Annotated in this window: 26 protein-coding genes; 10 read left to right on the forward strand and 16 right to left on the reverse strand. The window is 45.5% G+C overall.

The features are described from left to right. Positions 1 to 28 precede the first annotated feature (28 nt). The 10 genes from H595_RS0113895 to tkt all read right to left on the reverse strand — a co-directional run bounded on the left by H595_RS0113895 (position 29) and on the right by tkt (position 10,619). A complete protein-coding gene (locus H595_RS0113895; RefSeq protein ID WP_027671758.1) occupies positions 29 to 1,288 on the reverse strand; it encodes a tetratricopeptide repeat protein in 1,260 nt (419 codons plus the stop codon). A 1-nt stretch (position 1,289) separates the two neighbouring features. Continuing rightward, complete coding sequence (locus H595_RS0113900; RefSeq protein WP_027671759.1) at positions 1,290 to 1,907, reverse strand: energy transducer TonB; 618 nt, start codon at positions 1,905 to 1,907, stop codon at positions 1,290 to 1,292. Between the two features lie 2 nt (positions 1,908 to 1,909). Beyond that, positions 1,910 to 2,314 (reverse strand): ExbD/TolR family protein, encoded by a 405-nt coding sequence (locus H595_RS0113905; RefSeq protein WP_027671760.1) that lies wholly within the window; start codon positions 2,312 to 2,314, stop codon positions 1,910 to 1,912. Positions 2,315 to 2,326: 12 nt separating this feature from the next. Continuing rightward, complete coding sequence (locus tag H595_RS0113910; protein ID WP_240474904.1) at positions 2,327 to 2,854, reverse strand: MotA/TolQ/ExbB proton channel family protein; 528 nt, start codon at positions 2,852 to 2,854, stop codon at positions 2,327 to 2,329. Then, positions 2,854 to 4,221 carry a MotA/TolQ/ExbB proton channel family protein gene (locus H595_RS0113915; protein WP_027671762.1) on the reverse strand — a complete coding sequence of 456 codons (1,368 nt, stop codon included), beginning with the start codon at positions 4,219 to 4,221 and terminating at the stop codon, positions 2,854 to 2,856. Before H595_RS0113915 ends, H595_RS0113910 begins: the two co-directional genes overlap by 1 nt. 6 nt (positions 4,222 to 4,227) lie before the next feature. Then, positions 4,228 to 4,998 (reverse strand): DUF3450 domain-containing protein, encoded by a 771-nt coding sequence (locus H595_RS0113920; protein ID WP_027671763.1) that lies wholly within the window; start codon positions 4,996 to 4,998, stop codon positions 4,228 to 4,230. 248 nt (positions 4,999 to 5,246) lie between these two features. Beyond that, a complete protein-coding gene (gene fba / locus H595_RS0113925; RefSeq protein WP_027671764.1) occupies positions 5,247 to 6,311 on the reverse strand; it encodes a class II fructose-bisphosphate aldolase in 1,065 nt (354 codons plus the stop codon). 49 nt (positions 6,312 to 6,360) lie between these two features. Further along, positions 6,361 to 7,542 (reverse strand): phosphoglycerate kinase, encoded by a 1,182-nt coding sequence (locus H595_RS0113930; RefSeq protein WP_027671765.1) that lies wholly within the window; start codon positions 7,540 to 7,542, stop codon positions 6,361 to 6,363. 13 nt (positions 7,543 to 7,555) lie between these two features. Next, the gene (gene epd / locus H595_RS0113935; protein ID WP_027671766.1) at positions 7,556 to 8,572 is read right to left on the reverse strand and encodes an erythrose-4-phosphate dehydrogenase; all 1,017 of its coding nucleotides are present in this window, start codon (positions 8,570 to 8,572) and stop codon (positions 7,556 to 7,558) included. 49 nt (positions 8,573 to 8,621) lie between these two features. Then, positions 8,622 to 10,619 carry a transketolase gene (tkt, locus tag H595_RS0113940; protein WP_027671767.1) on the reverse strand — a complete coding sequence of 666 codons (1,998 nt, stop codon included), beginning with the start codon at positions 10,617 to 10,619 and terminating at the stop codon, positions 8,622 to 8,624. Between the two features lie 331 nt (positions 10,620 to 10,950). Between tkt and metK the strand changes: the two genes are divergently transcribed. The 7 genes from metK (at position 10,951) to H595_RS22405 (ending at position 16,930) form a co-directional block, all read left to right on the forward strand. Continuing rightward, entirely contained in the window at positions 10,951 to 12,099 is a 1,149-nt protein-coding gene (metK, locus tag H595_RS0113945) for a methionine adenosyltransferase (RefSeq protein WP_027671768.1), read from the forward strand. A 184-nt stretch (positions 12,100 to 12,283) separates the two neighbouring features. Continuing rightward, on the forward strand, positions 12,284 to 13,876 hold the full coding sequence (locus H595_RS0113950) for an AbgT family transporter (protein ID WP_027671769.1): 1,593 nt from the start codon (positions 12,284 to 12,286) through the stop codon (positions 13,874 to 13,876). A gap of 105 nt (positions 13,877 to 13,981) precedes the next feature. Further along, on the forward strand, positions 13,982 to 14,710 hold the full coding sequence (gene rsmE / locus H595_RS0113955; RefSeq protein ID WP_027671770.1) for a 16S rRNA (uracil(1498)-N(3))-methyltransferase: 729 nt from the start codon (positions 13,982 to 13,984) through the stop codon (positions 14,708 to 14,710). Positions 14,711 to 14,719: 9 nt separating this feature from the next. Continuing rightward, positions 14,720 to 15,682: a glutathione synthase gene (gene gshB / locus H595_RS0113960; protein WP_027671771.1), complete on the forward strand. Its 963-nt coding sequence runs from the start codon at positions 14,720 to 14,722 to the stop codon at positions 15,680 to 15,682. 24 nt (positions 15,683 to 15,706) lie between these two features. Continuing rightward, on the forward strand, positions 15,707 to 16,264 hold the full coding sequence (locus H595_RS0113965) for a YqgE/AlgH family protein (protein ID WP_027671772.1): 558 nt from the start codon (positions 15,707 to 15,709) through the stop codon (positions 16,262 to 16,264). Continuing rightward, the gene (ruvX, locus tag H595_RS0113970) at positions 16,264 to 16,677 is read left to right on the forward strand and encodes a Holliday junction resolvase RuvX (RefSeq protein WP_027671773.1); all 414 of its coding nucleotides are present in this window, start codon (positions 16,264 to 16,266) and stop codon (positions 16,675 to 16,677) included. Before H595_RS0113965 ends, ruvX begins: the two co-directional genes overlap by 1 nt. Next, positions 16,664 to 16,930: a DUF1653 domain-containing protein gene (locus H595_RS22405; protein ID WP_037054857.1), complete on the forward strand. Its 267-nt coding sequence runs from the start codon at positions 16,664 to 16,666 to the stop codon at positions 16,928 to 16,930. The genes ruvX and H595_RS22405 overlap by 14 nt, the downstream gene beginning before the upstream one ends. On the opposite strand, the gene H595_RS0113980 is transcribed toward H595_RS22405, so the two are convergent. The 3 genes from H595_RS0113980 to H595_RS0113990 all read right to left on the reverse strand — a co-directional run bounded on the left by H595_RS0113980 (position 16,908) and on the right by H595_RS0113990 (position 18,846). Beyond that, on the reverse strand, positions 16,908 to 17,459 hold the full coding sequence (locus tag H595_RS0113980; protein WP_027671774.1) for a hypothetical protein: 552 nt from the start codon (positions 17,457 to 17,459) through the stop codon (positions 16,908 to 16,910). The two genes, H595_RS22405 and H595_RS0113980, sit on opposite strands and share 23 nt — an antisense overlap. Positions 17,460 to 17,464: 5 nt before the next feature. Next, complete coding sequence (locus H595_RS0113985; RefSeq protein ID WP_027671775.1) at positions 17,465 to 18,169, reverse strand: hypothetical protein; 705 nt, start codon at positions 18,167 to 18,169, stop codon at positions 17,465 to 17,467. Between the two features lie 68 nt (positions 18,170 to 18,237). After that, positions 18,238 to 18,846 carry a DUF2589 domain-containing protein gene (locus H595_RS0113990; RefSeq protein ID WP_027671776.1) on the reverse strand — a complete coding sequence of 203 codons (609 nt, stop codon included), beginning with the start codon at positions 18,844 to 18,846 and terminating at the stop codon, positions 18,238 to 18,240. A 326-nt stretch (positions 18,847 to 19,172) separates the two neighbouring features. On the opposite strand from H595_RS0113990, the gene H595_RS0113995 reads away from it, so the two are divergent. The 3 genes from H595_RS0113995 to H595_RS0114005 are packed head-to-tail and all read left to right on the forward strand — an operon-like array spanning position 19,173 to position 21,298. Next, positions 19,173 to 19,424, forward strand: coding sequence for a superinfection immunity protein (locus H595_RS0113995; RefSeq protein WP_027671777.1), 252 nt, complete (start codon positions 19,173 to 19,175; stop codon positions 19,422 to 19,424). A 10-nt stretch (positions 19,425 to 19,434) separates the two neighbouring features. After that, entirely contained in the window at positions 19,435 to 20,586 is a 1,152-nt protein-coding gene (locus H595_RS23525; protein ID WP_051219903.1) for a sensor histidine kinase, read from the forward strand. After that, complete coding sequence (locus H595_RS0114005; protein ID WP_027671778.1) at positions 20,579 to 21,298, forward strand: LytR/AlgR family response regulator transcription factor; 720 nt, start codon at positions 20,579 to 20,581, stop codon at positions 21,296 to 21,298. Before H595_RS23525 ends, H595_RS0114005 begins: the two co-directional genes overlap by 8 nt. Before the next feature lie 33 nt (positions 21,299 to 21,331). Here H595_RS0114005 and H595_RS0114010 read toward each other — a convergent pair whose 3' ends face one another. From H595_RS0114010 to H595_RS0114020, 3 genes are all read right to left on the reverse strand, one after another. Continuing rightward, positions 21,332 to 22,204, reverse strand: coding sequence for a tRNA/rRNA methyltransferase (locus tag H595_RS0114010; protein WP_027671779.1), 873 nt, complete (start codon positions 22,202 to 22,204; stop codon positions 21,332 to 21,334). Between the two features lie 342 nt (positions 22,205 to 22,546). Continuing rightward, entirely contained in the window at positions 22,547 to 23,752 is a 1,206-nt protein-coding gene (locus tag H595_RS0114015) for an alpha/beta hydrolase-fold protein (RefSeq protein ID WP_027671780.1), read from the reverse strand. A 284-nt stretch (positions 23,753 to 24,036) separates the two neighbouring features. Beyond that, the coding region (locus H595_RS0114020; RefSeq protein ID WP_027671781.1) for an ISAs1 family transposase at positions 24,037 to 24,491 on the reverse strand (455 nt) is incomplete at its 5' end.

Here is a 24,491-nt window from a genome sequence, read left to right on the forward strand (position 1 = left end):
AAAACCCCACAAACGTGGGGTTTTTTTATTACAGGCTAATACCCTTTTGCTTGGCTTTATCTTTAATGTACGACTCCCAGCTACGCACTTGACGTGACATTGCAGGATCTTTTTTCGCATTCATTAAAGCAGCATAAGCTTCTTTGTATTTTTTCTGGTAGAAGTATGCATCAACTAAGCTCATATAAACACCTGACGCCTTATCAACATTCATTGAAAGGGCTTTATCAAATGCTGATATCGCATCGTTATAACGCTGTACAGACAAATAAGCAGAGCCTTGACGACGATATGCATCAGCATCGTTCGTCAATTTAGCTAACTCACCGTAGTAATCTGCCGCTTTAGCAAACTCACGCGCAGACTGATAGTTTGACGCTACAAAGCTTAGGTTATTTTTGTCTTTTTTGACTAACCCACTCTTCATATGCTTTTCCATCGTCACCGCAGCTTTATAAGGAATGTTATTATTCGCATACATCTGCGCTAACATTCTTACTTCACTGTCTTTCTCAAGGTAACCCTGAGAATAAGCCAGCTGCAAAGTAGATAAAGATTTAGCGTATTCTTCGGTTAGGGTATAGAAATTTCCTAGATAAACCCAAAACTGTTTATTCTCTGGAAATATTTGCACCATAATTTCTGTATGAGCGACTAGCTCTTTATACTTTTTCAGCTCATATAACGCACCCATCTTCAAAAGATAATGGTTTGTTTCTGGCTTAGGTGAAAAGCGAATAGCATCATCAGCGGCTGGAACAACTTTATCGTACTGGTTCATCAGATGATAGGCATTGGCAATTCGCATATACGCATCTGCGCTTTGTTCACCAGTGAACAAAATCCAGTCTTCGTAAGCTTTGATCGCCTTTGGATACTGCTTATCCTGTAACAGCATGTCAGCCAATAACTTCATCGTCAGTGACTGGTCGTTAAATGTCAAAACATCCGGTTTAACCGCCAATGTCAGATACTTAATCGCCTGCTTCTCATCTTTAGTTGCGTACAAGTTACCCAAGAATCGATTTAACGTCGCAGAGTCAAAATCATTATTTGAACTAATTTCTTTCAGAACAACAATCGCTTCGTCCAGCTTTTCCTCGTTGTACAAGTCGAAAGCTTTAACCAACGATTTACCAACACGCTCGCCCACTATCTGAGTTTTGCGTGCTTTGCGTTCTTCCACTTTTGCCATATTTGGCTGCACAGCAGCATTTACTGACGTCGCGGTTACACCTAACGCCGTCAGAATTACCAGTGCTGAGGTAAGTTTTTTAAACTTGTTCATCTTAACCTCCGGCCATATCTAAAGTGAAATCAAGTTGGACTTGCTGTCCGGTTTGTTTCATTGGTTTACCGTCAACCACTTTCGGACTGTACTTCCAGCGGCGCAGCGCACGAATTGCTTCGCGGTCAAACACCCGGCGTGGTTCAGCTTCGATAACTTCTACTTCATCAACACTACCATCTTCCATAATGCTGAAACGTAGTTTTACCCAACCTTGTAAACCATCACGAGCAGCTTGCACTGGATAGCGAGGTTCAATCCTAACGATTGGCGTTGCATCACCATCACGCATCATACTTGATGGATCGCCCAACCCTGCTCCACTAGAGCCTAAGCTCAAACCTGGCATATTGAAACCGATAGCACCTGCTGCACTACTGGTATCTGGTTCTGGCTGAGGCGCTTTTGGCGGCTGAGCCGGTGGCGGTGGTGGTGGTGGCGGTGGTGGCCGCCGGGTCTGTGTTTCTGAGTCTGGCGGCGTAGTGTTAATTTCAATAACAATACGCTCTTGCTCAGCCACTTTACGATCGCCACTTGACTGAAGCAAAGTGGCCATCATTAAGAACAACAGAAACGTTACCACCCCACCGATAATTAACGATGTCAGGAAACGTACCATAATTACTTAGTCTCCCCGGCTATACTAATCACCAGTGACGGATCAGCAGTTTTAATCTGATCCATAACTTCCATTACTATACCGTGCTTAGCTTCTTTATCAGCCTGTACAATAATGGTATCGGTTGGTGACTCTGCTCTTAACCGTTCAATGTTTGCTGAAACACGCTCAACATCAACTGCGCGTTTATCCATCCAAATCTCACCGTTTGCACGAATGGCGATAAAGATAGTCGCACTTGGTTTGCTGATAGCTTTAGTAGCTTCAGGTTTATTTACATCGATACCTGCCTCTTTTACAAAAGACGTGGTTACGATAAAGAAGATAAGCATGATGAATACGATATCCATCATCGGCGTGATATCAATCTCCGCCTGTTCAGCTTCGCGAATACGTTTGCGGGCCATAAAAAACTCTCTTTAATGATGCGGTAAGCTATCGGCTAAACTGGCTTTTTCCCGTTTAACCTGAACGTCTAACCGCGCACTGAAAAATACACCTGATATCGCTGCAACCAAACCAGACATCGTCGGAATAGTCGCCATAGAGATACCTGTTGCCATAGTTCTTGGGTTACCTGTTCCCTGCGTTGCCATAATGTCAAACACAGCAATCATACCGGTAACCGTTCCCAACAAACCAACCAGCGGGCACAGTGCAACCAAGGTTTTAATGAGCAGCATACGCTGTTCTAATTTTTCTGAAGCCTCGGAAATCCAGCAATCACGGATCTTATGCGCATACCATGATGTGGTATCAGCTCTGGCATCCCAACGGGCAACAATATCCTTTTTCAATTTTGGATATTCCGCTTTAAGGAACCAGAACCGCTCTATCATCAATACCCACATGACGAAGAGTACCAGGGCGACAATGTATAATACATTGCCACCGGTATGGATAAAATCCTGCACAGATTCCCACAGCTTTACTAGCTGGAGTATCATTAGGCTTTCTCCTGCTCCGCATGCGCAGCAATAATGCCTGCAGCCTGTTCATCTAAAACGTGTAAGATTGACTTCGCTTTTGATGAAACGATTGAGTGAACAAACAGTAATGGAATAGCCGCGATCAAACCCTGAGCTGTAGTAACAAGTGCCAGAGAGATTGAACCTGCCATCAGTTTTGGATCGCCTGTTCCGTACAAAGTAATTTGTTGGAAGGTCATTATCATACCGATAACAGTACCTAACAGACCCAATAACGGCGCAACAGCGGAGAACAGTTTAATTAAACCAACACCACGCTCAACTTTCGGCGTTTCACGCAGAATAGCTTCGTCCAGTTTAAGTTCCAGGTTCTCTACGTCAGCAGATTTGTTTTCATGGTAAACGCGCAAAATACGACCCAGTGGGTTTTTATCTGACGGGTTAGCCAGGTTTTTAAGCTGCGCACGAATCTTGCCACCAACCAGAGTCAGGACAATGATACGCTCAAGTGCGATTAACATACCAATAACTAAAACCGCGGTAATAATATAACCAACTTCTTCACCAGCCAGATAGTATTCAAACAAGGTTGAACGTTGCTGGTTTAAGCGCAGTAAGCTATTGCCTTTGGTTGGATCTAGGTACAACCCGGTGATCTCGCCACGGCTAGCAGTGTGGTAATCAGCAACTGAATTGTGAATTTTAGACTGTGGCTGACGACCCAGTGGCTGGATTTGGTCAGTTGTGCTGTTCAGAATCAAGTATTCTGAATCAGTCGTCAGGTGGAAAGTACCAAAACGTGTAACGCGTTTAGTTTCAACACCACCGTCAAGTTTTACAACTTCAGCATCGAAGTCTGCAACTTTACCTGACTCAGTCATTTCTGTCAGTAACGCCATCCACAGATCTTCCATCTCAGCCAGAGTTGGTAATTCTGTGGCAGAAGCTACAGTGCGCAATGGCACGTCGCGACCAGGATATTGCGCACTAACGATAGAGCCAGAAATAGTACCGATAGATTTGTTTGCTGATTGACGTACAACGCCGAACAACTCACCCATAGTACCTAAAGCACTTTCTAGTTCCTGTTGCTTTTGGCCAATTAGAATATCGTTGTCAGCGTATTCTTTTTGTAAACGCTTACCACGATTTTCTTCGTCGCTATATTGTTTCTTTGCAGTGTTTAATAACGACTGCTTATCTGAACGCTCTGATAAAAATGCCCGCTCACGCTCTTGGTTAGCACGACCTTCAACAGTACGTTCTTTCTTCAATTGTTCTAAAAGCTGATCCAACTTTTCAGTGTTGGCGGCTGCGTTAAAAGCAACACCAGCGGACAGAGTCACCGCTGCGGCGATTAACATTGACTTAAATGCTTGTTTCATTTGTTCTTACTCCGCTGCGATAAGTGGTACGCGATCCATCTCAAGCGTGGATTCACGACGTGCCATCTTGATAAACTGGGCTACCGATGTCAGGTACGAACCCGGCAACGCTTCCCAGCCAGCAGTATCTTTGTTCCACACCCATCCGGTTTTACCGTCAAGCGATAACGCCATCAGCGATAAACGACCAACATGCACGAAGTCGACAGTTATTTCCTGACCATTCAACGGCAAAATGCCCTGGAATGCGTCTACCACTGAACCGTAGTCTACTTCAATACTGTAGGCTTCCAGGATCTGACGATACTGTTCTGATAATTGTACGTCTGAACGCGTCATTACTTCGCGTAAACGTGCAACACGCTCTAAACGACGCTCAGTACGCAGCGGGATATCGGCTTCAACAAATTGTTCTAATGCATCAATCATACGCATCATTAAAGGTACAGTACCTTTACGCGTATCTTCCAAAGTATCAATCTGACGTTGAATTGAATTAATCTGACGCTTTTGATCGGCAACTAGAGTGGCTAAGAAATCATTATAAACTTTTAAGTTCTCAGTCTGGTCAACTACCTGACGGTACTCACCCAGCAGTTCCTGAGACTGTTCATAAATAGTGTTAATTTTTTCTTGAGACTGCACTGCTGCGCGTTGGATCTGACTACCTTCTTGGTGCAAAGCTTTTAAATCTGTTGCCAAGGCACTCGCCGAAAGGGCGAAAGTACCGGCCAGAGCTGTTGCAACAAGACTCTTGCGAATTTTATTGTTAAACATAGTTCCCAACCAATTATTGCTGATTAACGTAACCTGAAGTTGTAAGAGCCCTTCTGTTCTTACTGACAGGAAAGGCCCTCGGTTAGAGGGTAAACCGTCCGCATCATTACAGGTAAAAACGCCCTTGTCAAGACAACTCAGGCGTCCAGAGGTCTGCTCAGATACGACTATTTATACGGTTTATCACCCAATTTATGCACCATTAAACAAATGAAAATTAATTTATTATAATTTATTAATTTTTTTGTTTATTTTATATTCGGCGTCAACTTTCCTGCCGTATACAGTGCCACCATATCATCCAACGATATGGCTTTTATTTTGCTACCTTGTCCGGCAGCATTAAAGGCTTCATAACGGGCAATACAAATGTCTGTCATTGCTTTTACAGAAGCCTGTAAATATTTACGGGGATCAAACTCTGCCGGGTGCTCTGTCATATAGCGACGAATCGCACCGGTAGAGGCTAAACGTAAGTCTGTATCAATATTGATTTTACGTACACCATATTTGATACCCTGTTGAATTTGCTCCACAGGCACGCCGTAAGTCTCAGGAATTTTCCCACCATTGTCATTGATGATTTTTAGCCAATCTTGCGGCACTGACGAGGAACCATGCATAACCAAATGGGTATCAGGAATACGCTGATGAATGGCTTTAATACGGTCAATCGCCAAAATATCATCTGTTGGCGGCCGGCTAAATTTATAGGCACCGTGCGATGTACCACAGGCAATAGCCAAAGCATCAACCTGTGTCTCTCTGACAAATTGTGCAGCTTCTTCCGGGTCAGTCAACATTTGATCGTGGCTCAAAATACAATCTGCACCGATACCGTCTTCCTCACCGGCAGCACCCGTTTCGAGTGAACCAAGACAACCTAACTCGCCCTCCACCGACACACCACAGGCATGCGCTATTTCAACAACTTTGCGCGTTATGTTGGCGTTATAGGTATAGTCCATTGGCGTTTTACCATCTTCGCCCAGTGAACCGTCCATCATCACCGAAGAAAACCCCAACTGAATCGAACGCTGACAAATGCCCAAAGACGTACCGTGGTCCTGGTGCATTACCACCGGAATATGAGGGAACTCTTCTACGGCCGCCAAAATTAAGTGGCGTAAAAAAGGTGCTCCGGCATATTTACGCGCGCCAGCTGAAGCCTGAACAATCACCGGACTATCGGTTTTGTCCGCCGCGAGCATAATCGCGCGCATTTGCTCAAGGTTGTTTACGTTAAAGGCAGGTATGCCGTAGCCGAACTCGGCTGCATGATCCAGCATTTGACGTAATGAAATAAGGGCCATGAAATCCTCTCTTAATCGTTTAGGGTACAGTAGTAATATTAAATTTTTATTATAATGTTTTTGCGCGTTGTTCCAGTATAGCTACAGCTGGCAATGTTTTACCTTCTAAAAACTCTAAAAAGGCGCCGCCACCGGTAGAAACATAGGATACTTTATCTGCAATATTGTATTTATCTATTGCCGCAAGGGTGTCGCCACCACCCGCAATAGAGAATGCGTCACTGTCAGCAATGGCTTGTGCCAATGCTTTAGTGCCATCGGCAAACTGTTCAAACTCAAATACACCGACCGGACCATTCCAGACGATGGTGCCTGCTGATTTTAAAATATCCACCAAAGCTGCACTGGTTTGCGGGCCAATGTCGAAAATCATGTCGGTATCCGACACGTCTGCTACCGCCTTTAACGTTGCGGGTGTCGTTTCGCTAAATGCCTGGCCTACCACAACATCAGTAGGTACCGGAATATTGCCGCCACGGGCCTTTGCTTGCGCCATCAAACGCTGAGCTTCGGGAATTAAATCAGCTTCGTACAGCGATTTACCCACATTGTTACCATTGGCAGCAATAAAGGTGTTCGCAATACCACCACCAACTATAAGCTGATCAACAATGCCTGATAACGACTCAAGTACGGTCAATTTAGTTGAGACTTTCGAACCACCCACAATTGCAACCAACGGCCGTTTCGGGTTTTTAAGTGCTGCTGCAAGGGCGTCAAGCTCCCCTACTAATAACGGCCCGGCACAGGCGATAGGCGCATATTTAGCTACGCCGTGGGTAGAGGCTTGTGCGCGATGCGCTGTGCCAAAGGCGTCCATTACAAACACATCGCACAATGCAGCAAGTTTCTGGGCAAGAACATCGTCATTCTTGCCTTCACCTTTATTGAAGCGAACGTTCTCAAAAACAACCACTTCTCCTTCAGCAATCGTCACCCCTTCCAAGTACTCTGATGCAAGCCGAACCGGAGCAGACAGCGCTGTTGTAAGATAATCCACCACTGGCTGCAAAGATGAGTCTGCGTCAAACACGCCCTCCTCTGGCCTGCATAAATGAGACATTACCATCACTTTCGCCCCCTTTTGCAGTGCCAATTCAATGGTTGGCATTGCTGCTTTTAAGCGGGCGTCTGAGGTTACTTTGCCGTTTTTAACCGGTACATTTAAATCTTCGCGGATCAGTACGCGTTTGCCGTTAAGATCCAAATCGCTCATGCGAATAACAGACATGTCTAGCTCCTAGTTATAAATTCGATTGCATCATTGCCCTGGCTGTATCGAGCATACGGTTAGCAAAACCCCATTCGTTGTCACACCATACCAGGCATTTAACCAACCGCTTATGGCTAACCCGTGTTTGCGAACCATCAACAATACAAGAATGGGGATCATGGTTAAAATCTACCGATACCAGCGGCTCTTCGGTGTAATCAAGAATACCGGCTAACGTGCCATTACAGGCCTTGGCTAGCGCGGCATTAACCAACTTAATACTAACGTCCTGATGCAAAGTAACACTTAAATCCATTGCGGTAACGTTAACCGTAGGTACCCTTACTGCAATAGCCTCAAACCGGCCAGCAAATTTAGGCAGTATACGTTCAATTCCCAATGCTAACTTTGTATCAACCGGAATAATAGACTGACTGGCCGCCCGAGTGCGGCGTAAATCGGGATGATACGCATCAATAACCTGTTGGTCATGCATAGAGGCATGTATCGTGGTAATGGTGCCACTTTCAACGCCAAAATGCTGATCCAATACCTGTATAACCGGCACAATGCAGTTAGTGGTGCATGAACCTGCAGACACCACTGTCATAGTGTCAGTTAAGGTTTGTTGGTTAATACCATAGATAATAGTGGCGTCGATATCCGCATCCGCCGGGTGGGAAAATAACACCTTTTTAGCCCCTGCACTGAGGTGCCAGTTTGCATGTTCGCGGCTATGAAACACGCCGGTACACTCTAACACCACATCTATGTTCTGTTCTTTCCAGGGTAAGGCAAGTGGATCAGCCTCGGCAAACAAAGCAATATTGTCACCATTTACGCTAATACCGCCGGCAAAGGATCCCACTTTGTAACCAAAACGCCCGTGCGAGGTATCATACTTCAATAAATGCGCTACGCCCTTTGCATCGGCCAGTTCATTAATTGCAACCACTTGCAGCTCATGCTGCAAGCCTTTTTCATAGATAGCACGCAATATGTTGCGCCCTATGCGACCGAAGCCGTTAATTGCCAGTCTTATTGCCATAACACCACATAGAAAAATGGGACCATAATTGATCCCATTATATTGAAAATTAAGCTAATAGTTGCTCAGCGGCTTCTAACACTTTTTCAGTAGTTATACCAAAATGTGCAAATAACTGCTCAGCAGGTGCCGACTCACCAAAGCTGGTCATGCCGATAATTTTGCCGTTTAAGCCTACGTATTTGTACCAGCAATCCGTTATACCTGCCTCTACGGCAATACGTTTGGTTACTGCCGCTGGCAACACTGCTTCACGGTACGCTGCATCTTGTTGCTCAAAGGCATCGGTTGAGGGCATAGATACCACTCGCACGGCTTTACCTTGCTCGGTTAACTCAGCCGCGGCTTGCATCGCCAGCTCAACTTCTGAGCCCGTCGCAATAATAATCAACTCTGGCGTACCAGCACAGTCGCTTAATACATAACCACCACGTTTGATATCTGCCAGCTGTGTTGCTGATCGTTGCTGTTGTTGCAGATTTTGCCGGGTAAATATAAGTGTTGTTGGGCCTTCAGTGCGCTCAATCGCGGCCTGCCACGCAACAGCAGACTCCACTTGATCACAGGGCCGCCAGTTAATCAGGTTTGGTGTAGCGCGTAATGCGGCTAATTGCTCTACTGGCTGGTGTGTTGGGCCATCTTCACCTAAACCGATAGAATCGTGGGTATAAACAAAGATCACCCGCTGTTGCATTAACGCAGCCATACGCACGGCATTACGGGCATATTCCATAAACATGAGGAAAGTCGCACCATAGGGAACAAAACCGCCATGCAATGCAATGCCATTCATAATAGCTGACATGCCAAACTCACGAACACCGTAGTAAATGTAGTTGCCACTGGCATCAGTTGCAGTAAGAGGCTTGCTACCAGACCAAATGGTCAGGTTTGAACCGGCTAAATCTGCCGAACCGCCCATAAACTCAGGCAACAATGGGCCGAATACATTTAAGGCATTTTGTGAGGCTTTTCGACTGGCAATATTGGCAGGGTTAGCTTGTAATTTCTCAATATAGGCTTGCGACTGGGCAGCCCAGGTTGATGGCAAATCACCAGATACACGACGACTAAACTCACTGGCTAATTCTGGAAACGCGGCACTGTAGCGGGCAAATAATTGCTGCCAGTTTTGCTGTTCAGTTGAGCCTTTGGCTTTGGCATCCCAATCGGCATAAATATCGGCCGGTATTTCAAACGGTGCATGTGGCCAATGTAAAAATTCGCGGGCAGCAGCAATTTCAACATCACCCAGTGGTGCACCGTGACAGTCATGGCTACCACCTTTATTAGGTGCGCCGTAGCCTATTACTGTGCGACAACAAATTAATGTTGGTTTGCTGGTGTCAGCTTTAGCCTGCACAATCGCCGCCTCAATGGCAGCAGCATCATGGCCGTCTACATTACTAATAACCTGCCAACCGTAAGCTTCAAATCGCGCAGGCGTATTGTCGGTAAACCAACCCTCAACATGGCCGTCGATAGAAATGCCATTGTCATCCCAAAACGCAACCAGCTTACCCAGGCCTAAAGTCCCTGCTAATGAACAGGCCTCGTGCGAGATCCCCTCCATTAAACAACCATCACCTAAAAAGGTATAGGTATGATGGTCAACAATGTCATAACCAGGTTGATTAAACTGCGCAGCTAAGGCTTTTTCTGCAATAGCCATACCAACTGCGTTAGTAATACCCTGCCCCAACGGGCCTGTCGTAGTTTCAACGCCGGGTGCATAACCATATTCAGGGTGACCTGGCGTTTTAGAATGCAACTGACGGAATTGCTTTAAATCTTCAATGCTCAACTCGTAACCAGATAAATGCAGCAATGAATACAACAACATTGAGCCATGACCATTGGACAAAATAAAACGGTCACGGTTTGGCCACTGCGGGTCTTGCGGGTTATGTTTGAGAAAATCGCGCCATAACACTTCGGCAATATCCGCCATTCCCATAGGGGCGCCCGGATGACCTGATTTAGCTTTTTGCACCGCATCCATGCTAAGCGCACGGATCGCATTGGCGAGTTGTTTACGAGATGGCATGTTCACTCCTGACATTGCGCGGCTTCTTTATCGTAGAAGCTGATTATTATAAAGCTGAAATGTTTAAGCGGTATGTGGCGCTATTTTCCCAGAGCCCCCGCCAGATGGCAAATATAAATCAGATAGTGGAAAAAAATTCCCCTCCTGCCAATCCAATTGTCCACCGGTACGTAATTAGGCAGTAAAATAGCATTAAAGACGTCTGGGCGGCAGATTTTTCTGGCAAAGACTACGTACTTTCTCTAAAATAACCGCCTATTTTTTGAGTTCGCTCTGGTACACGCGTCCAGTTTGAACTTAACTGCATTAACCTTATTTTGGAATTCAACCGATGGCACAACACATTTTCACTTCTGAATCAGTATCTGAAGGACATCCGGATAAAATAGCTGACCAAATTTCCGACGCTGTATTGGATGCAATCCTGGAACAAGATCCGAAAGCGCGTGTTGCATGCGAAACCTTTGTTAAAACCGGCATGGTATTGGTTGGTGGTGAAATCACCACCACGGCATGGGTTGATATCGAAGAGTTAACGCGTAAAACCGTGCGTGAAATTGGCTATACCCACTCAGATATGGGTTTTGATGCCGACTCTTGTGCTGTATTAAATGCTATTGGTAAACAGTCTCCGGACATTAACCAGGGTGTAGATCGGGCCGACCCGAAAGAACAAGGCGCCGGTGACCAAGGTTTAATGTTTGGTTACGCCAGCAACGAAACTGACGTATTAATGCCTGCACCTATTACGTATTCTCACCGTTTGGTGCAGCGTCAGGCTGAAGTGCGTAAAAATGGCACTCTGCCTTGGTTACGTCCTGATGCAAAATCGCAACTGAGCTTTATCTACGAAGATGGTAAGCCAGTAGGTATTGATGCTGTTGTGTTATCAACCCAACATTGCGATACCGTAAGCACAGCTGACTTACGTGAAGCTGTAATGGAAACCATTATTAAACCTGTGTTACCGGCAGAGTGGTTAACCAGCAGCACTAAATTCTTTATAAACCCAACTGGTCGTTTTGTTATTGGCGGCCCAATGGGCGACTGTGGCTTAACTGGTCGTAAAATTATCGTTGATACCTACGGCGGTATGGCACGTCACGGCGGCGGTGCCTTCTCTGGTAAAGATCCTTCAAAAGTAGACCGTTCAGCCGCGTACGCGGCACGCTATGTGGCAAAAAATATCGTGGCAGCAGGCTTAGCGGCCCGTTGTGAACTTCAGGTGTCTTACGCTATTGGTGTTGCAGAGCCAACCTCAATTAGTCTGGAAACCTTTGGCACCAGTAAATTAAGCGAAGACGAATTGATTAAACTGGTACGCCAGCACTTCGATTTACGCCCACATGGCCTTATCGAAATGTTGCAACTGGAGCGCCCAATTTATCGAGCTACTGCCGCTTATGGCCACTTCGGCCGTAATGAGTTTCCGTGGGAGCAAACAGATAAAGCCGAGTTACTGCGCCAGTACGCAAAATAATTGCTTTAGCAATATCTTAAAAGGAGAGCCTAGCTCTCCTTTTTTTCAACCAGACTTTATTAAAGTCGCCAGACACTTTGGCCTTATCATCCCTCACTTTTTGTGTATTATAAGCCGTTGTGTTGTACCCAGGGTCCTCTGCCAACGAGCAGGGTGAAACAAAACTATAAGAAAGGAACTTGTTATGTCTGAACAAACTGCCCCTGCTGTAAAAAGCGGTTGGCTTAACCGTGCGCTCAATGCCATAGAGGTGGTCGGGAATAAACTCCCCGACCCTGCCGTATTATTTGCTTTGCTAATGGTCGTCGTCTGGGTAGTATCCTGGGCTCTGGCTGGCGTCAGCTTTAATGAAGTTAACCCTCGTACCGGTGCGGCTATTCAGGTTAATAACCTGTTGGCAGCCGAATCGTTAACTGCGTTCATGTCTAAAATGGTTAATACCTTTGTAACCTTTGCGCCATTGGGTGTTGTACTGGTAGCCATGTTAGGTTTAGGTGTTGCCGAACATACCGGTTTTATTAACGCTGGCTTACGTTCTGTTTTGTCGGTTACCCCAAAAATGCTACTAACACCGGTATTGGTTGCAGTAGGTGTTGCCAGCCATATGGCCGTAGATGCCGGTTACGTATTAGTAATTCCACTTGGCGCAGTTATTTTCTATGCCGCGGGCCGTCATCCATTGGCCGGTATTGCTGCGGCATTCGCTGGCGTATCAGGTGGTTTTTCTGCCACCATTTTACCTTCCAGCCTTGACCCGCTGCTTTCAGGCCTTACACAAGCATCTGCACGCTTATCATCAGATCCAGCAGCAGCCGAGCTGTTTGTCAGCCCGATGAACAACTACTATTTCACCACCGCCTCTACGTTTTTAGTGGTTATTGTGGGTTGGGTATTAACAGACAAATTTATTGAGCCACGACTGAAATCTACCGTAGTCGATGGTGATCCGGCCGATATGCCAAAAATGGATGATTTAAAACCCAATGAACGCAAAGGCTTACGTTGGGCCAGTTTCTCCATGCTGTTAAGTATCGTGCTGTTAATTGTATCTGCGTTGCCAGAAACATCAGCCTGGCGAGCGCCAGCTGGTACAGTACTGGCTGAAGGACAAAGCAGCCTGTTGGTTTTCTCTGCCCCACTGATGCAGTCTATTGTTAGTATTATTTTTGTGTTCTTCTTAGTACCGGGTGTTGTGTATGGCTATGTATCCGGCACGGCTAAAGATCATCGCGATATTATCAAAGGCATGAGCAAAGCCATGAGTGGCATGGGCTACTACATTGTTATGGCGTTTTTCTGTGCTCAGTTTATTTATGCGTTTGGCCAATCTAACCTGGGTGCGCTGCTTGCTATTAAAGGCGCAAACTGGTTACAAGAAATGGCCTTCCCTATGGGCTTTACCTTAATTGGTATCGTGTTTTTATCTGGTTTTGTTAACCTGCTAGTAGGTTCAGCTTCAGCTAAATGGGCGCTTATAGGTGCCATTATGGTGCCTATGCTAATGGAACTTGGCGTATCACCAGATTTAACCCAGGCTGCTTACCGCGTAGGTGACTCATCAACCAATATCATTACGCCACTGCTGCCGTACTTTCCTTTAATTGTGGTGTTTTGCCAGAAGTATGTTAAATCAACCGGTATTGGTACCCTTATCGCACTAATGCTGCCTTACTCCATTGCGATGTTAGTGTTATGGACCGCATTTTTACTTGGTTTCTGGGCGCTGGATATTCCACTGGGTGTGGGCTCAAGCTATACCTACCCTGCCGTAAATTAATTTCATTTATTGTTTAACACCCCTGCTGCTGCAGGGGTTGTTTTTTCTGTTGCTTCTCTCAATCGCCTGCTAACATAACCGCATTTATCAGCTAGCGAAATTTCTATGCGTATTCCACGAATTTACCACAGCGGCGAGATCACAGTTAAGCAAGACTTTGCATTGGACGACGATGCCGCCAATCATGTTGGCCGGGTACTTAGAATGCCAGTGGGCAGTGAACTTATCTTGTTTAATGGTGATGGTTTTAATTATTCAGCCCGTATCAGTAGCTGTGATAAAAAACGTGTTAGCGTGCAGGTATCTGAGCAGGAGAAGAACCCTGTAGAGTCGCCGCTCAAAATCCATCTGGGTCAGGGTATTTCACGCGGTGATAGAATGGATTTTGCCATTCAAAAAGCCGTTGAACTTGGCGTAACTGAAATTACGCCATTGTTTACCGAGCGTTGTGGCGTGAAACTAGACGGCGAGCGATTGACTAAACGCAATGAACAGTGGCAAAAAATTGCTATTAGCGCCTGCGAGCAAAGCGGTCGCAGTATAGTGCCAATAGTGCACCCTGCCATACCACTGCAAAACTGGCTGGCGCAACAGACAAAAGAATTAAAGCTAACCTTGCATCCATGGGCAAACGACACCATAAAGACGCTTATACCCAACCTTAATATCCGGTTAGTAATAGGCCCTGAAGGTGGTTTTAGTGAGCAGGAAATGACGCAAACAGCGGCAGCGGGTTTTACTGGCATACAATTAGGCCCGCGCGTGCTTCGAACTGAAACTGCTGCACTTACTGCAATCAGTGCATTACAACTGCAATTTGGCGACCTGGCCTAAGGATACAACATGCATCAACCGATAAAACTTGGCATAGTCATGGACCCCATTTCGGCCATCAATATCAAAAAAGACTCCAGCTTTGCCATGCTGCTGCAAGCACAAGAGCGCGGCTATGAAATTCACTACATGGAAATGGCTGATTTATATTTACTGGAAGGCCAGGCCAGAGCATCAACCAAACGCTTAACGGTAGAACAAAACCCAGCCCGCTGGTATCAGTTTGGCACTGAGCAAGACATCGCACTTAGCGAGCTGGATGTCATTTTAATGCGGAAAGATCCGCCTTTTGATACCGAGTTTATCTACGCTACGTATATTCTGGAACGCGCAGAAGACAACGGCACCCTTATCGTCAACAAACCGCAAAGCCTGCGTGATGCCAACGAAAAGCTGTACACCAGCTGGTTTAGTCAATTTACGCCCAAAACACTGGTTAGCCGCGATGCCAAACGCTTAAAAGCGTTTTATCAGGCCGAACAAGACGTCATTTTAAAACCGCTGGACGGAATGGGTGGCGCATCAATTTTTCGCTTAAAACCAGGCGATGCTAATGTCAGTGTCATTATTGAAACGTTAACTGAGCATGGCAGTCGCTATGCCATGGCACAACGCTTTATCCCACAAATAACCGACGGCGATAAACGAATTCTGGTAGTAAACGGTAAACCCGTGCCATACTGTTTAGCGCGCATACCAGCCAGCGGTGAAACCCGCGGCAACCTGGCAGCAGGAGGTCGGGGTGAAGCCAGACCCTTATCGGCATCTGACTTTGCCATTGCCAATGCGGTAGGTCCTACACTAAAAGCCAAAGGCTTAATTTTTGTTGGTTTAGATGTTATAGGCGACAAATTAACCGAAATTAACGTTACCAGCCCAACCTGTATCCGCGAAATTGAAGCGGCGTTTCCAATTAGTATCACCGGTTTGTTATTTGATGAAATTGAACAGCTGCTGGCAGCTCGCCAGTGACAACCACGTTGTAACGAGGTCACTATGCAGAATTTTCAGAATCATTTTTTAATTGCTATGCCGTCATTAGATGATCCACTGTTTAAACGCAGTGTTGCCTATATCTGTGAACACAATGATGAAGGTGCGATGGGTATTGTTATCAACCATCCACTTGAAGTAAAAGTTGCCGACTTACTTAAACAATTACAAATTGAATTTAACACCGAAAGCCCGGCCGCCACAGCGCATGTGTGTGCCGGTGGCCCGGTGCAACACGACAGAGGTTTCGTACTGCACACCACCAAAGAAGGCTATAGCAGTAGCATGCGATTAAACGACCAGCTTATGGTGACTACGTCTAAAGATATATTATTTGATTTAACCACAGCACAAGCACCGGAAAAGTTTATTTTAGCGCTGGGTTATGCCGGTTGGACCGCGGGCCAATTGGAGCAAGAAATTGCCGACAATGCCTGGCTGATTATTCCGGCCGACACCGGCATTATTTTTGATTTAACTCATGCGGAAAAATGGCAATCGGCTACGGCAAAAATTGGCATCAAGCCATGGCAATTAACCAACGAGGCCGGTCACGCTTAATGAGTCGCACTATTTTAACCTTTGATTACGGTACCAAAAGCATTGGCGTGGCGGTAGGACAGGAACTTACCGGCACCGCCTCTCTGCTAAGCGCATTAAAAGCACAAGACGGCATACCAGACTGGCTAGTACTGGAAAAACTGATTCAAGACTGGCAACCCCAGCTGTTATTAGTGGGGTTACCTTTAAATATGGATGGAACTGAACAGCCCTTTACCGTTCGTACCCGCAAGTTTGCTAACCGCTTGCATGGCCGTTTTGGCTTGCCGGTTACACTGCATGACGAACGACTAACCACCACCGAAGCCCGCAGTATGCTATTTGCTGAAGGCGGTTATCGCAATTTAGCAAAAGACAAAGTGGATAGCTTGTCGGCAAAAATCATTTTTGAGAGCTGGTATGAGCAACAGTAATGCATCGCCCGTTCAGTCTGGATACTACCAACATTACAAAGGTCGTTATTATCAAGTAATTGATTGCGCCCGCCACAGTGAAACGGAACAATGGCTGGTCATATACCGTGCCCTGTACGGTGATTTTGGTTTGTGGGCCAGGCCAGCGGAAATGTTTAATGAGCATGTCGAAATTGCCGGCGAGCTGCTAGCCCGCTTTCAATATATTGGTGATACTAAGCCTGACAGCATTACACAAAATCTGCCGGATTAATTTCCTCGGCCAGCAGCAAAATAATATCCTGCGAGGATAACCAGCTACGTAATTGTACTGCCCCTGCTTTTAGCTGTTCATGCTGGCAAATTAATTGCCACACCTGTTGCACCAAATCATTAAAGTTATGGCCATCGTACTGAATGGCTTTACTTTGGCTAACCATACTGAGCAATTGGCGTAACAGCTCCTGACTCTGTTGTAGCTTTTGCTGATGCGGTGTTAAAGCCTGTTGCACACAGTGCTGCACATCGTACAACATATCAACAGCTTGCTTTAGTTGCTGTTTACGCAAAGACCCTCGATGGTCATCATGGTATCCCGGATGTAATAATTTACTGCGAAGGCCGGCCAACTCTGCCACGCTAACAATGCCATAACTGCTAAGCAATTGCTCAGCGCCGTTAAGCCATTCACCCAGCTGCGCCAGTGCCTGCGGCTCTTTGCGTTCAAACCGCGTAACTAACGCCGGATAACGCAACAATAAAGCCGATAACTCTTTTACTAAATGCACAATGGATTTTTGCATAATCGTTATTCCGGCAATAAGCGACGGCTAACTTCACCGTTACTGCTTTCCATTTGCTGCCACTCCATGCCATCCTCTGAGATCTTCAGTTTTATATAAATAATATTTTCCGGTTTTTCTTCCCTAAGCTTATGCGACTCTGCAATCACATTTAAATTTTCAATCACTTTGCGCTGGCTTAGTACTTTAATTTCTTGTGTTGCAACCGCCGCGACGCGAGCGGTGATCTGCTCAATATTGAGCTTAGGCATGCTTTCGCGGCTTACCAATTGATACTCATCAGCCAACTGCACTAACTGGCGCACTGCCAACTTGCTGTATTCCTCAACCGGCGCCATATCCTGTTTAATACGCAACGATTGTTCCAGCGAATGGGTTTGCTCAACTAATACCGCCCGCAAGGCTTTAGACGCTTTAGCGGGCAAACTGCTGCGGCCCAGGCTGTTGGTCAGCTCTTTGTACATTAGGCTGTTAAACTTGGTGTTATCAATGGGTTGGTACTGCGTTTCGGTCTTCTCAGTTAAAGCATCCAGTGCAACAGGAATGGTAAGTTCAACATCGCCCACCCGCATATGCGGTACAGCAAAATGTTTTAACAAGTCATGCTTGGCATACTCTTCGGCGACCTTAACGGTTTGAATATCCGCCATCACTCTGGCGTTGGTAATACTGCTAATAATACTGCCCAAATACTCGTTTAAATTCGGCATAATGCTGTCCCTGTTAAACCAGGCTGGCAGCCGTTAGTACTGCCAGCCCCAAACCAGATTAGTGCCAATTAGGCGCTAACAATACTGTCTTCCAGCATCGTTAAGATCCTATCTAACCCTGCTGGTATTTCGTCATTTAATGCGGTTACCTTTACCCCAAGGTTGTAGGTTTTCTCAACACTAACCCCGCGGGTAGAAGAGCGCTTGTAAGACGCCGACGCTTTAAAGTTTACAATCTTATAGTTGATGCCCAGCTCAGCACTGGCAGCAAATTCACTCGACACATTGGAGGTTTCGGTAGAGGTTAGCTTGGCATTGAAATCGATGGTCATTTCTTCAATACGCAAAGCTGGTATGGTTAACATGGTTAAAAACGGCACCTTTATCGCAACATCGGTCGAAATAAAATTGCTGGTAACATCGGTGCCCGGTGGCAAACCTTCATCGGTCAATTGCTGCGCCGTTTTGCCGACATGGGGGTTAGGCGTTGATTTAGTAAATTCAAAATCAACATAACGTAAGGCTTTAGTACCGTTAATGTCTTCAAAGCCTACGGCCTGAATAAAGCTCACTTGCGACATAGACGCCGCATGTTGCGCTTGCACAGCAGCCTGCATTGGGCCACCAATATAAACGCTAAAATCTAAACTATTGAGTTCCTGCACCAGATTTGGCATAACTCTCACTCCCTGCTCACTGTACCTACTCTGTTAAGGCTTTTCGGTTGCCGCCGACTACCTATCCGTACCCGCTCGCCGGCCTTGAACAACAGCTATTACAGAGGATAAATCAGTACTAGCCCGGCAGAGTGTTAAAGCCTAGCTGGCAGCAGAGGAATATCCAGAGAGAAAACAGGTAATTTAGTTACATTAAATTGATAAATATCTGACAAATCCGGGGCAATTCTAACCGCCTGTCACCGCTTTAAACCGTAAATCACTTTTTTTAATTTTGGCCTAGGGTATGTCGCTATATTGGCCTCTCCAACCAAGAGGATAATATTATGTTTGAACAAACCGAGTTTTTTCACCAATTAAGCCAAATGAGCCCGTTGTTTTGGGTAGCGTTTATACCGAGCTTTCTGGCCATCTATTTTTTGCCCAGCATTGTAGCCAGCTTTCGTAACCGCCAGCACTTGGGCAAAATATTTCTGGCCAATATCCCAGCCGGGTTTTCCTGGATAGCCTGGGTAGCACTTATTGTCTGGGCCTTTACCGGTAAACAGAAAAAATCAGTCGAACAAACAGCAACATAAATAGTACACTGTGAATACGTCGTTTTTTGTTTATTTAGGTTTTAGTAAAGCGCCAATGATCACATTACACGCTTTTAGCCAGCGCATTGCTTTGGACAACTGCAGCCGCGCCTATTTATGGGCGCAGTTGTTAACGATGCTGATTTACACCGGCTATTTTATGGCGTACACCCTGCCCTTGTTGACGAGTGAGCAGACTAATTTGCACTTACTGTTTTTGGTTAAGTACAGCATTGAAGCAGCGTGTTTTGTGTTGCTAAGCAATTTGCTGCTGCGCCCACTGCTTAAAGCTGACAATGTTCGTGCGCACAAACGCTGGTTACTGTTTACTTTACTGCTGGTACTGGCAGCGTTACTGCAAACTCTGGTGTCTTATGGTCTTTCCAGTTTGGAAGCATTAAAACATACCGATATGAGCACGGTAACAGTACTGACAGACGAACAAAACTCGCCACTGCAAATGAATTTCAGCTTCAGTTTTATGATGATTGCACTGATGAGCTCATTTAGTGTGATGTATTTGGTTTGGGGTGCCGGCTATATTGCCTGGCAAAGCCGGCAGACGCGTAAAGCCTTGCAGCAACAAATGCAGCAAGCTCAGCTACAGCAACTTACTAACCAACTTAGCCCGCACTTTTTATTTAATGCGTTTAACAGTATCCGCGCCCTCATTTTTGAAGATCAGCATAAAGCCGCCGACACGGTTACGCGATTATCAGAGCTGTTTCGCTTTCACTTGCAGGCACACTTACAGCCAGAGTCTACCCTGGCGCAAGAATGGCAGTTAACAGAGCAATATTTGGCCATTGAGCAAGTACGGCTAGAGCAGCGTCTACAATTTAGCTGTACCATTGCCGAAGAACTATGGCAGTGCAAGTTACCCACGCTTAGCCTGCTCACCTTGGTTGAAAACGCCATTAAGCATGGCATAGCGCCCAATGTGGCCCCGGGTACACTCAGCATTAGTGCAACAGTATCAGATAAAGGCTGGCAGCTAAACGTCAGTAACACTACGCTTAGTGCCACGCAGCAAGCAGGTACCGGCACCGGGATAACTAACTTACGCCAGCGCTTGCAATTAATGTACGCCGATAACGCCCGGTTGCAGCTTCAGCACCACAACAACCAATTTAGTGCCAGTGTGGAATTTAACCATGTATAACTGCCTGCTGGTGGATGACGAACGCTTAGCCCGCAGCGAGCTAAAGCGTTTACTAAAAATGCATCCACAATGCGTTATAACCGCTGAAGCCAGCAGTGGTGAAGAGGCATTACAGCAACTGACCAGCCACAAAATTGATTTAGTCTTTCTCGATATTCAAATGCCGGGGTTAACGGGCTTACAATTAGCAGAGCATATTCCCGCCAATACGCAGTTTATCTTTTGCACCGCCTTTAACAGCTTTGCGCTGGATGCATTTGAATTAAATGCAGTAGATTATTTGTTAAAGCCCATCGCACCCGAGCGACTGGCTAAAGCCCTGCAGAAACTGCGCCCCACCAATGACAATAACAATGCTACTGTGCATTACCTGGCCGAACAGCACGGTATTTTACTTAAATTTGGCGACAGCCAACGCGTGGTAAGGCTAAACGAGATAAGCCGGTTTGAGAGTATTGGTAATCACGCCGCGGTATATACACCTTACGGCAAAAGCTTTATTCATAGCTCACTGGCAAAAATTGAACAAAAGCTCGACCCGGAATTATTTTTTAAAGCCAGCCGCGCTGACATTGTGCGTATTAGTGCCATCAGCCATATTGAGCCATCTATCGCCGAGGGTGGTTTAGTGGCAATATTACAAGACGGCCAACAAGTAGATGTTAGCCGCCGCCAGGCACAGCAGCTAAAACAACAATTTAGCGCGTTTTAACTACTGCCATTATAACTGCTAATGAATTAACCACTAAAGCTGCTGGCGATACCACTCGCCTAAAATCAGGCTGGCAGCTACGCTAACATTTAGTGATTCAACCTTGCCAGAGCCTGGTATTTGCAGCGCAATATCGGCGCTTTTAGCCACATTTTTCGACACACCAAACATCTCTTCGCCAAAAACCACCACCACTTTAGCGGGAAGCTGACTTTGATACAGCGAGGTGCCACCATGGCTAGAGGTAGTAATCAGTGTATAACCGGCTTCTTTACACAGTTGTAATGCTAACGGCAAATTGTCGCAACGTAAGCCATCGACAAACTCACCGCCGCCCTCTGCCGTTCGCAGCGCCGCTCCAGATTGCAGCAGCTCAGGTTGTTTCATAATAATACCGCCAACACCAAAGTGCGCACAGCTGCGGGTAATAGCGCCTAAATTGTGTGGGTTGCCCACACCATCAAGTGCCAATAAACAATCTTGTTTTCGGCCTTTTTGCTGTAAATACGTGGCCAGGTTTTGCTGTGGCTTGCGCTTTACCAGCAATACCACACCACCGTGATGGCCGCTACCGGCCACCTTCTCCAGTTCGGCGTCATCCACGATGTGGTAAGCTTTTTTAGCACCAGCTAAATACTTCATTACATCGGCAAACTTAGGTGCCATTTGCTGTGAAATATACAGCCGAATTAGCGCATCCGGCCGTTGGCTAAACAACACCCGACAGGCATTTTCACCGTATACCTTGCTTTCATCATCTTGCACCACTTTTACCGGCCTGGCCGACTGCGGTTTTGCACGCTCCGCATTACGATTTGGCTTATTGGTGGCAGCCTTATCGGTTTTAGTCCAAGGCTTATGTAACGGGTTGGCAGCTTTGCCGTTTTTGGGCTTAGGGTATGACATAGAAATTCCTGCGAGTGCCTATCGGGCAATAATCTTTAATGCGCTGAATTTTAACAGCTGCGTCTAAACATTACTTGTATTTTGCTACCTACAATTTTATGTCATTAACCGCACCGGCTACGTGCTGGTTTTGTTACCACTATAATTCGCATAACATAAATATCTAGCAAGCCACCCCCCAAGCACATTTGGCAATACTGAATGGCAATACAACAGAGTTTTAGACCTAGCCTCAGGTTGCTTACAGAAGTAGCATATTGCGCTTAGTACCAACAGCAATTAGTAGGAAGAGAGCAGACGTTTATAGCATCATCAAACGTCCGTAATCAATGACAAAGCAATTTAGATGTTACCTTGGGCAACAGCCACCATATCTTGTAAATAATCTATTACTGACGGCTCGCTTACCCCTTTTTTCTTAACTATTTTAATAGCGGCTTCAAAATTAGCTTTTGCCAGAGCAAATTGCTTAGTTCTTAAGTAGCCGCTACCTAAGCTACTGAATGCAAATGATGAATTAGGATAAGTATCAGCAAATAGTTTCAAGGTATCAATTGCTTGACTATCCCTCTGATTGGAAAACTGTGCATCAGCTAAATCAGAAAATACTATTTCAGGAATTAACACCGGATATTTGTATCGATTTGATAGTGTAGAATAATACTTTTGAATGTCACTGATTGAACCATAAGCAGCAAGTTCATCGCTTACATTAAAATTAATATCTTCAAATAAGTACTGTAACCCCTGGTAAACACTGGGGTAAATGGTGGACTGATGTGTTTCATTTTCGAATTGATTAAAATTCCAATTTAGCGATTCAGGTGCAACCTCTTCAAGCTTTGAGGCTATTCTTAACGCATTTGAGTACATTCCACTGCCTTCACCTGCAACGCTTAAAAATAGGTTGCCACCAAAGTCCTTTTTCTGGGTACTAAATTTACTTAAGTTTTGGTCTATTTCATCATTACCCCACCATGCAGCAGGGCTAATTAACAAGTAGTTTGTAAAGGTTTCTGGTGAGTTGACTAAGGTGTGTAATCCATAAACCCCTGCATTTGAATAACCTATCATCGTGCGGTTAGGCAATACGGGATAATTATTTTCAATGTATGGAAAAAGCTCAGATTCCAAAAATGTAGTAAATGCTTCTGTACCACCAAATTGAGGAAACTTTTGGCTAATCCAGGTTTGACTTTTGCTCTTCGGTTCACCGTTAATAGGCGGTAAGTAATCTCTGACTCTAATCGTTGTTTCAATGCCAACAACAATTGATGGCGGAATTTTTCGTGTCGTTATAAGTGATTCAACAATACCAATAGTAGATGTAAATAGATGCTCTGCATCAAAAAGGTAAATAACTTGATAAGTTTGGTTTTTATCAAAGTTTGGAGGTGTGTAAATTAATATATTTCTCTTTTCTTTTAATTGGTTAGAATCAATAACCACCTTAGATGCCAAACTATAATCTTCCTTTGATACAACATCTGTAGCGAAAGCTAATTTGTTAAAAAGTAACACCATTAATAAGCTGATGAAGGGTCTCATGCTCTCTCCTTAGTTTAATATCCTTTAATATCAGTACATTACCATTACGAAAATTAAACGGCCACTTAATTAACGTTTAATAAACATCAAGTGTAAAAATGACACTACACTTCGAATTGTAAAAATGGGAGCGAATCACCAAAACCTTAAAATGTTGATAGCTATGGTATTTAATGAGGATTATTGGGTCAGAACAAAATTAACCTCCATTGGCAACTTAACTATTGGTTCACCACTAACTGATCCGTACCAACACTTTTGGACCAGGGCGAGATTACGAGTGGTCATTTAATCACCACACCCATCCCAGCTTCCAGCACCGCATCAAGATAAGCCACATTCACCAATGCCTGACGCTGCTTTCTTCTGATACTCATTTTGCGCTTCTCAGCCCGTAACATATTCAAACTAAAGTGCCGCATCGTGGCAAGATTGGTGGCAGCATTACCACGGTATATCTGGCAAGCATCCTCGCCTAAGCTCACATCCAGCACCCAGTGCAACTGGTTTTCAATACCCCAATGCTCTCGCACTGCACGGGATAGCCGCTCGGCGCCAAGCGCGGCTGAGCTGATAAAATAACGTTGCTCTAACACCGCACGCTTGTGCTTTTCCACCCGGTAAGTCGTTGCCATGCCTAAGGTTGTCAGCGCTGGCCAGGTGGCTTTGAGTTTTTCCGGCAATTCGCTGGCCGGACAGACCTGGAATTCACGGTACTCCAGACGCCCACGGTTCTTTT

Origin of the sequence: Rheinheimera baltica DSM 14885, from assembly GCF_000425345.1 — a bacterium.
In the GTDB taxonomy this organism is placed as follows: Bacteria; Pseudomonadota; Gammaproteobacteria; order Enterobacterales; family Alteromonadaceae; genus Alishewanella; species Alishewanella baltica.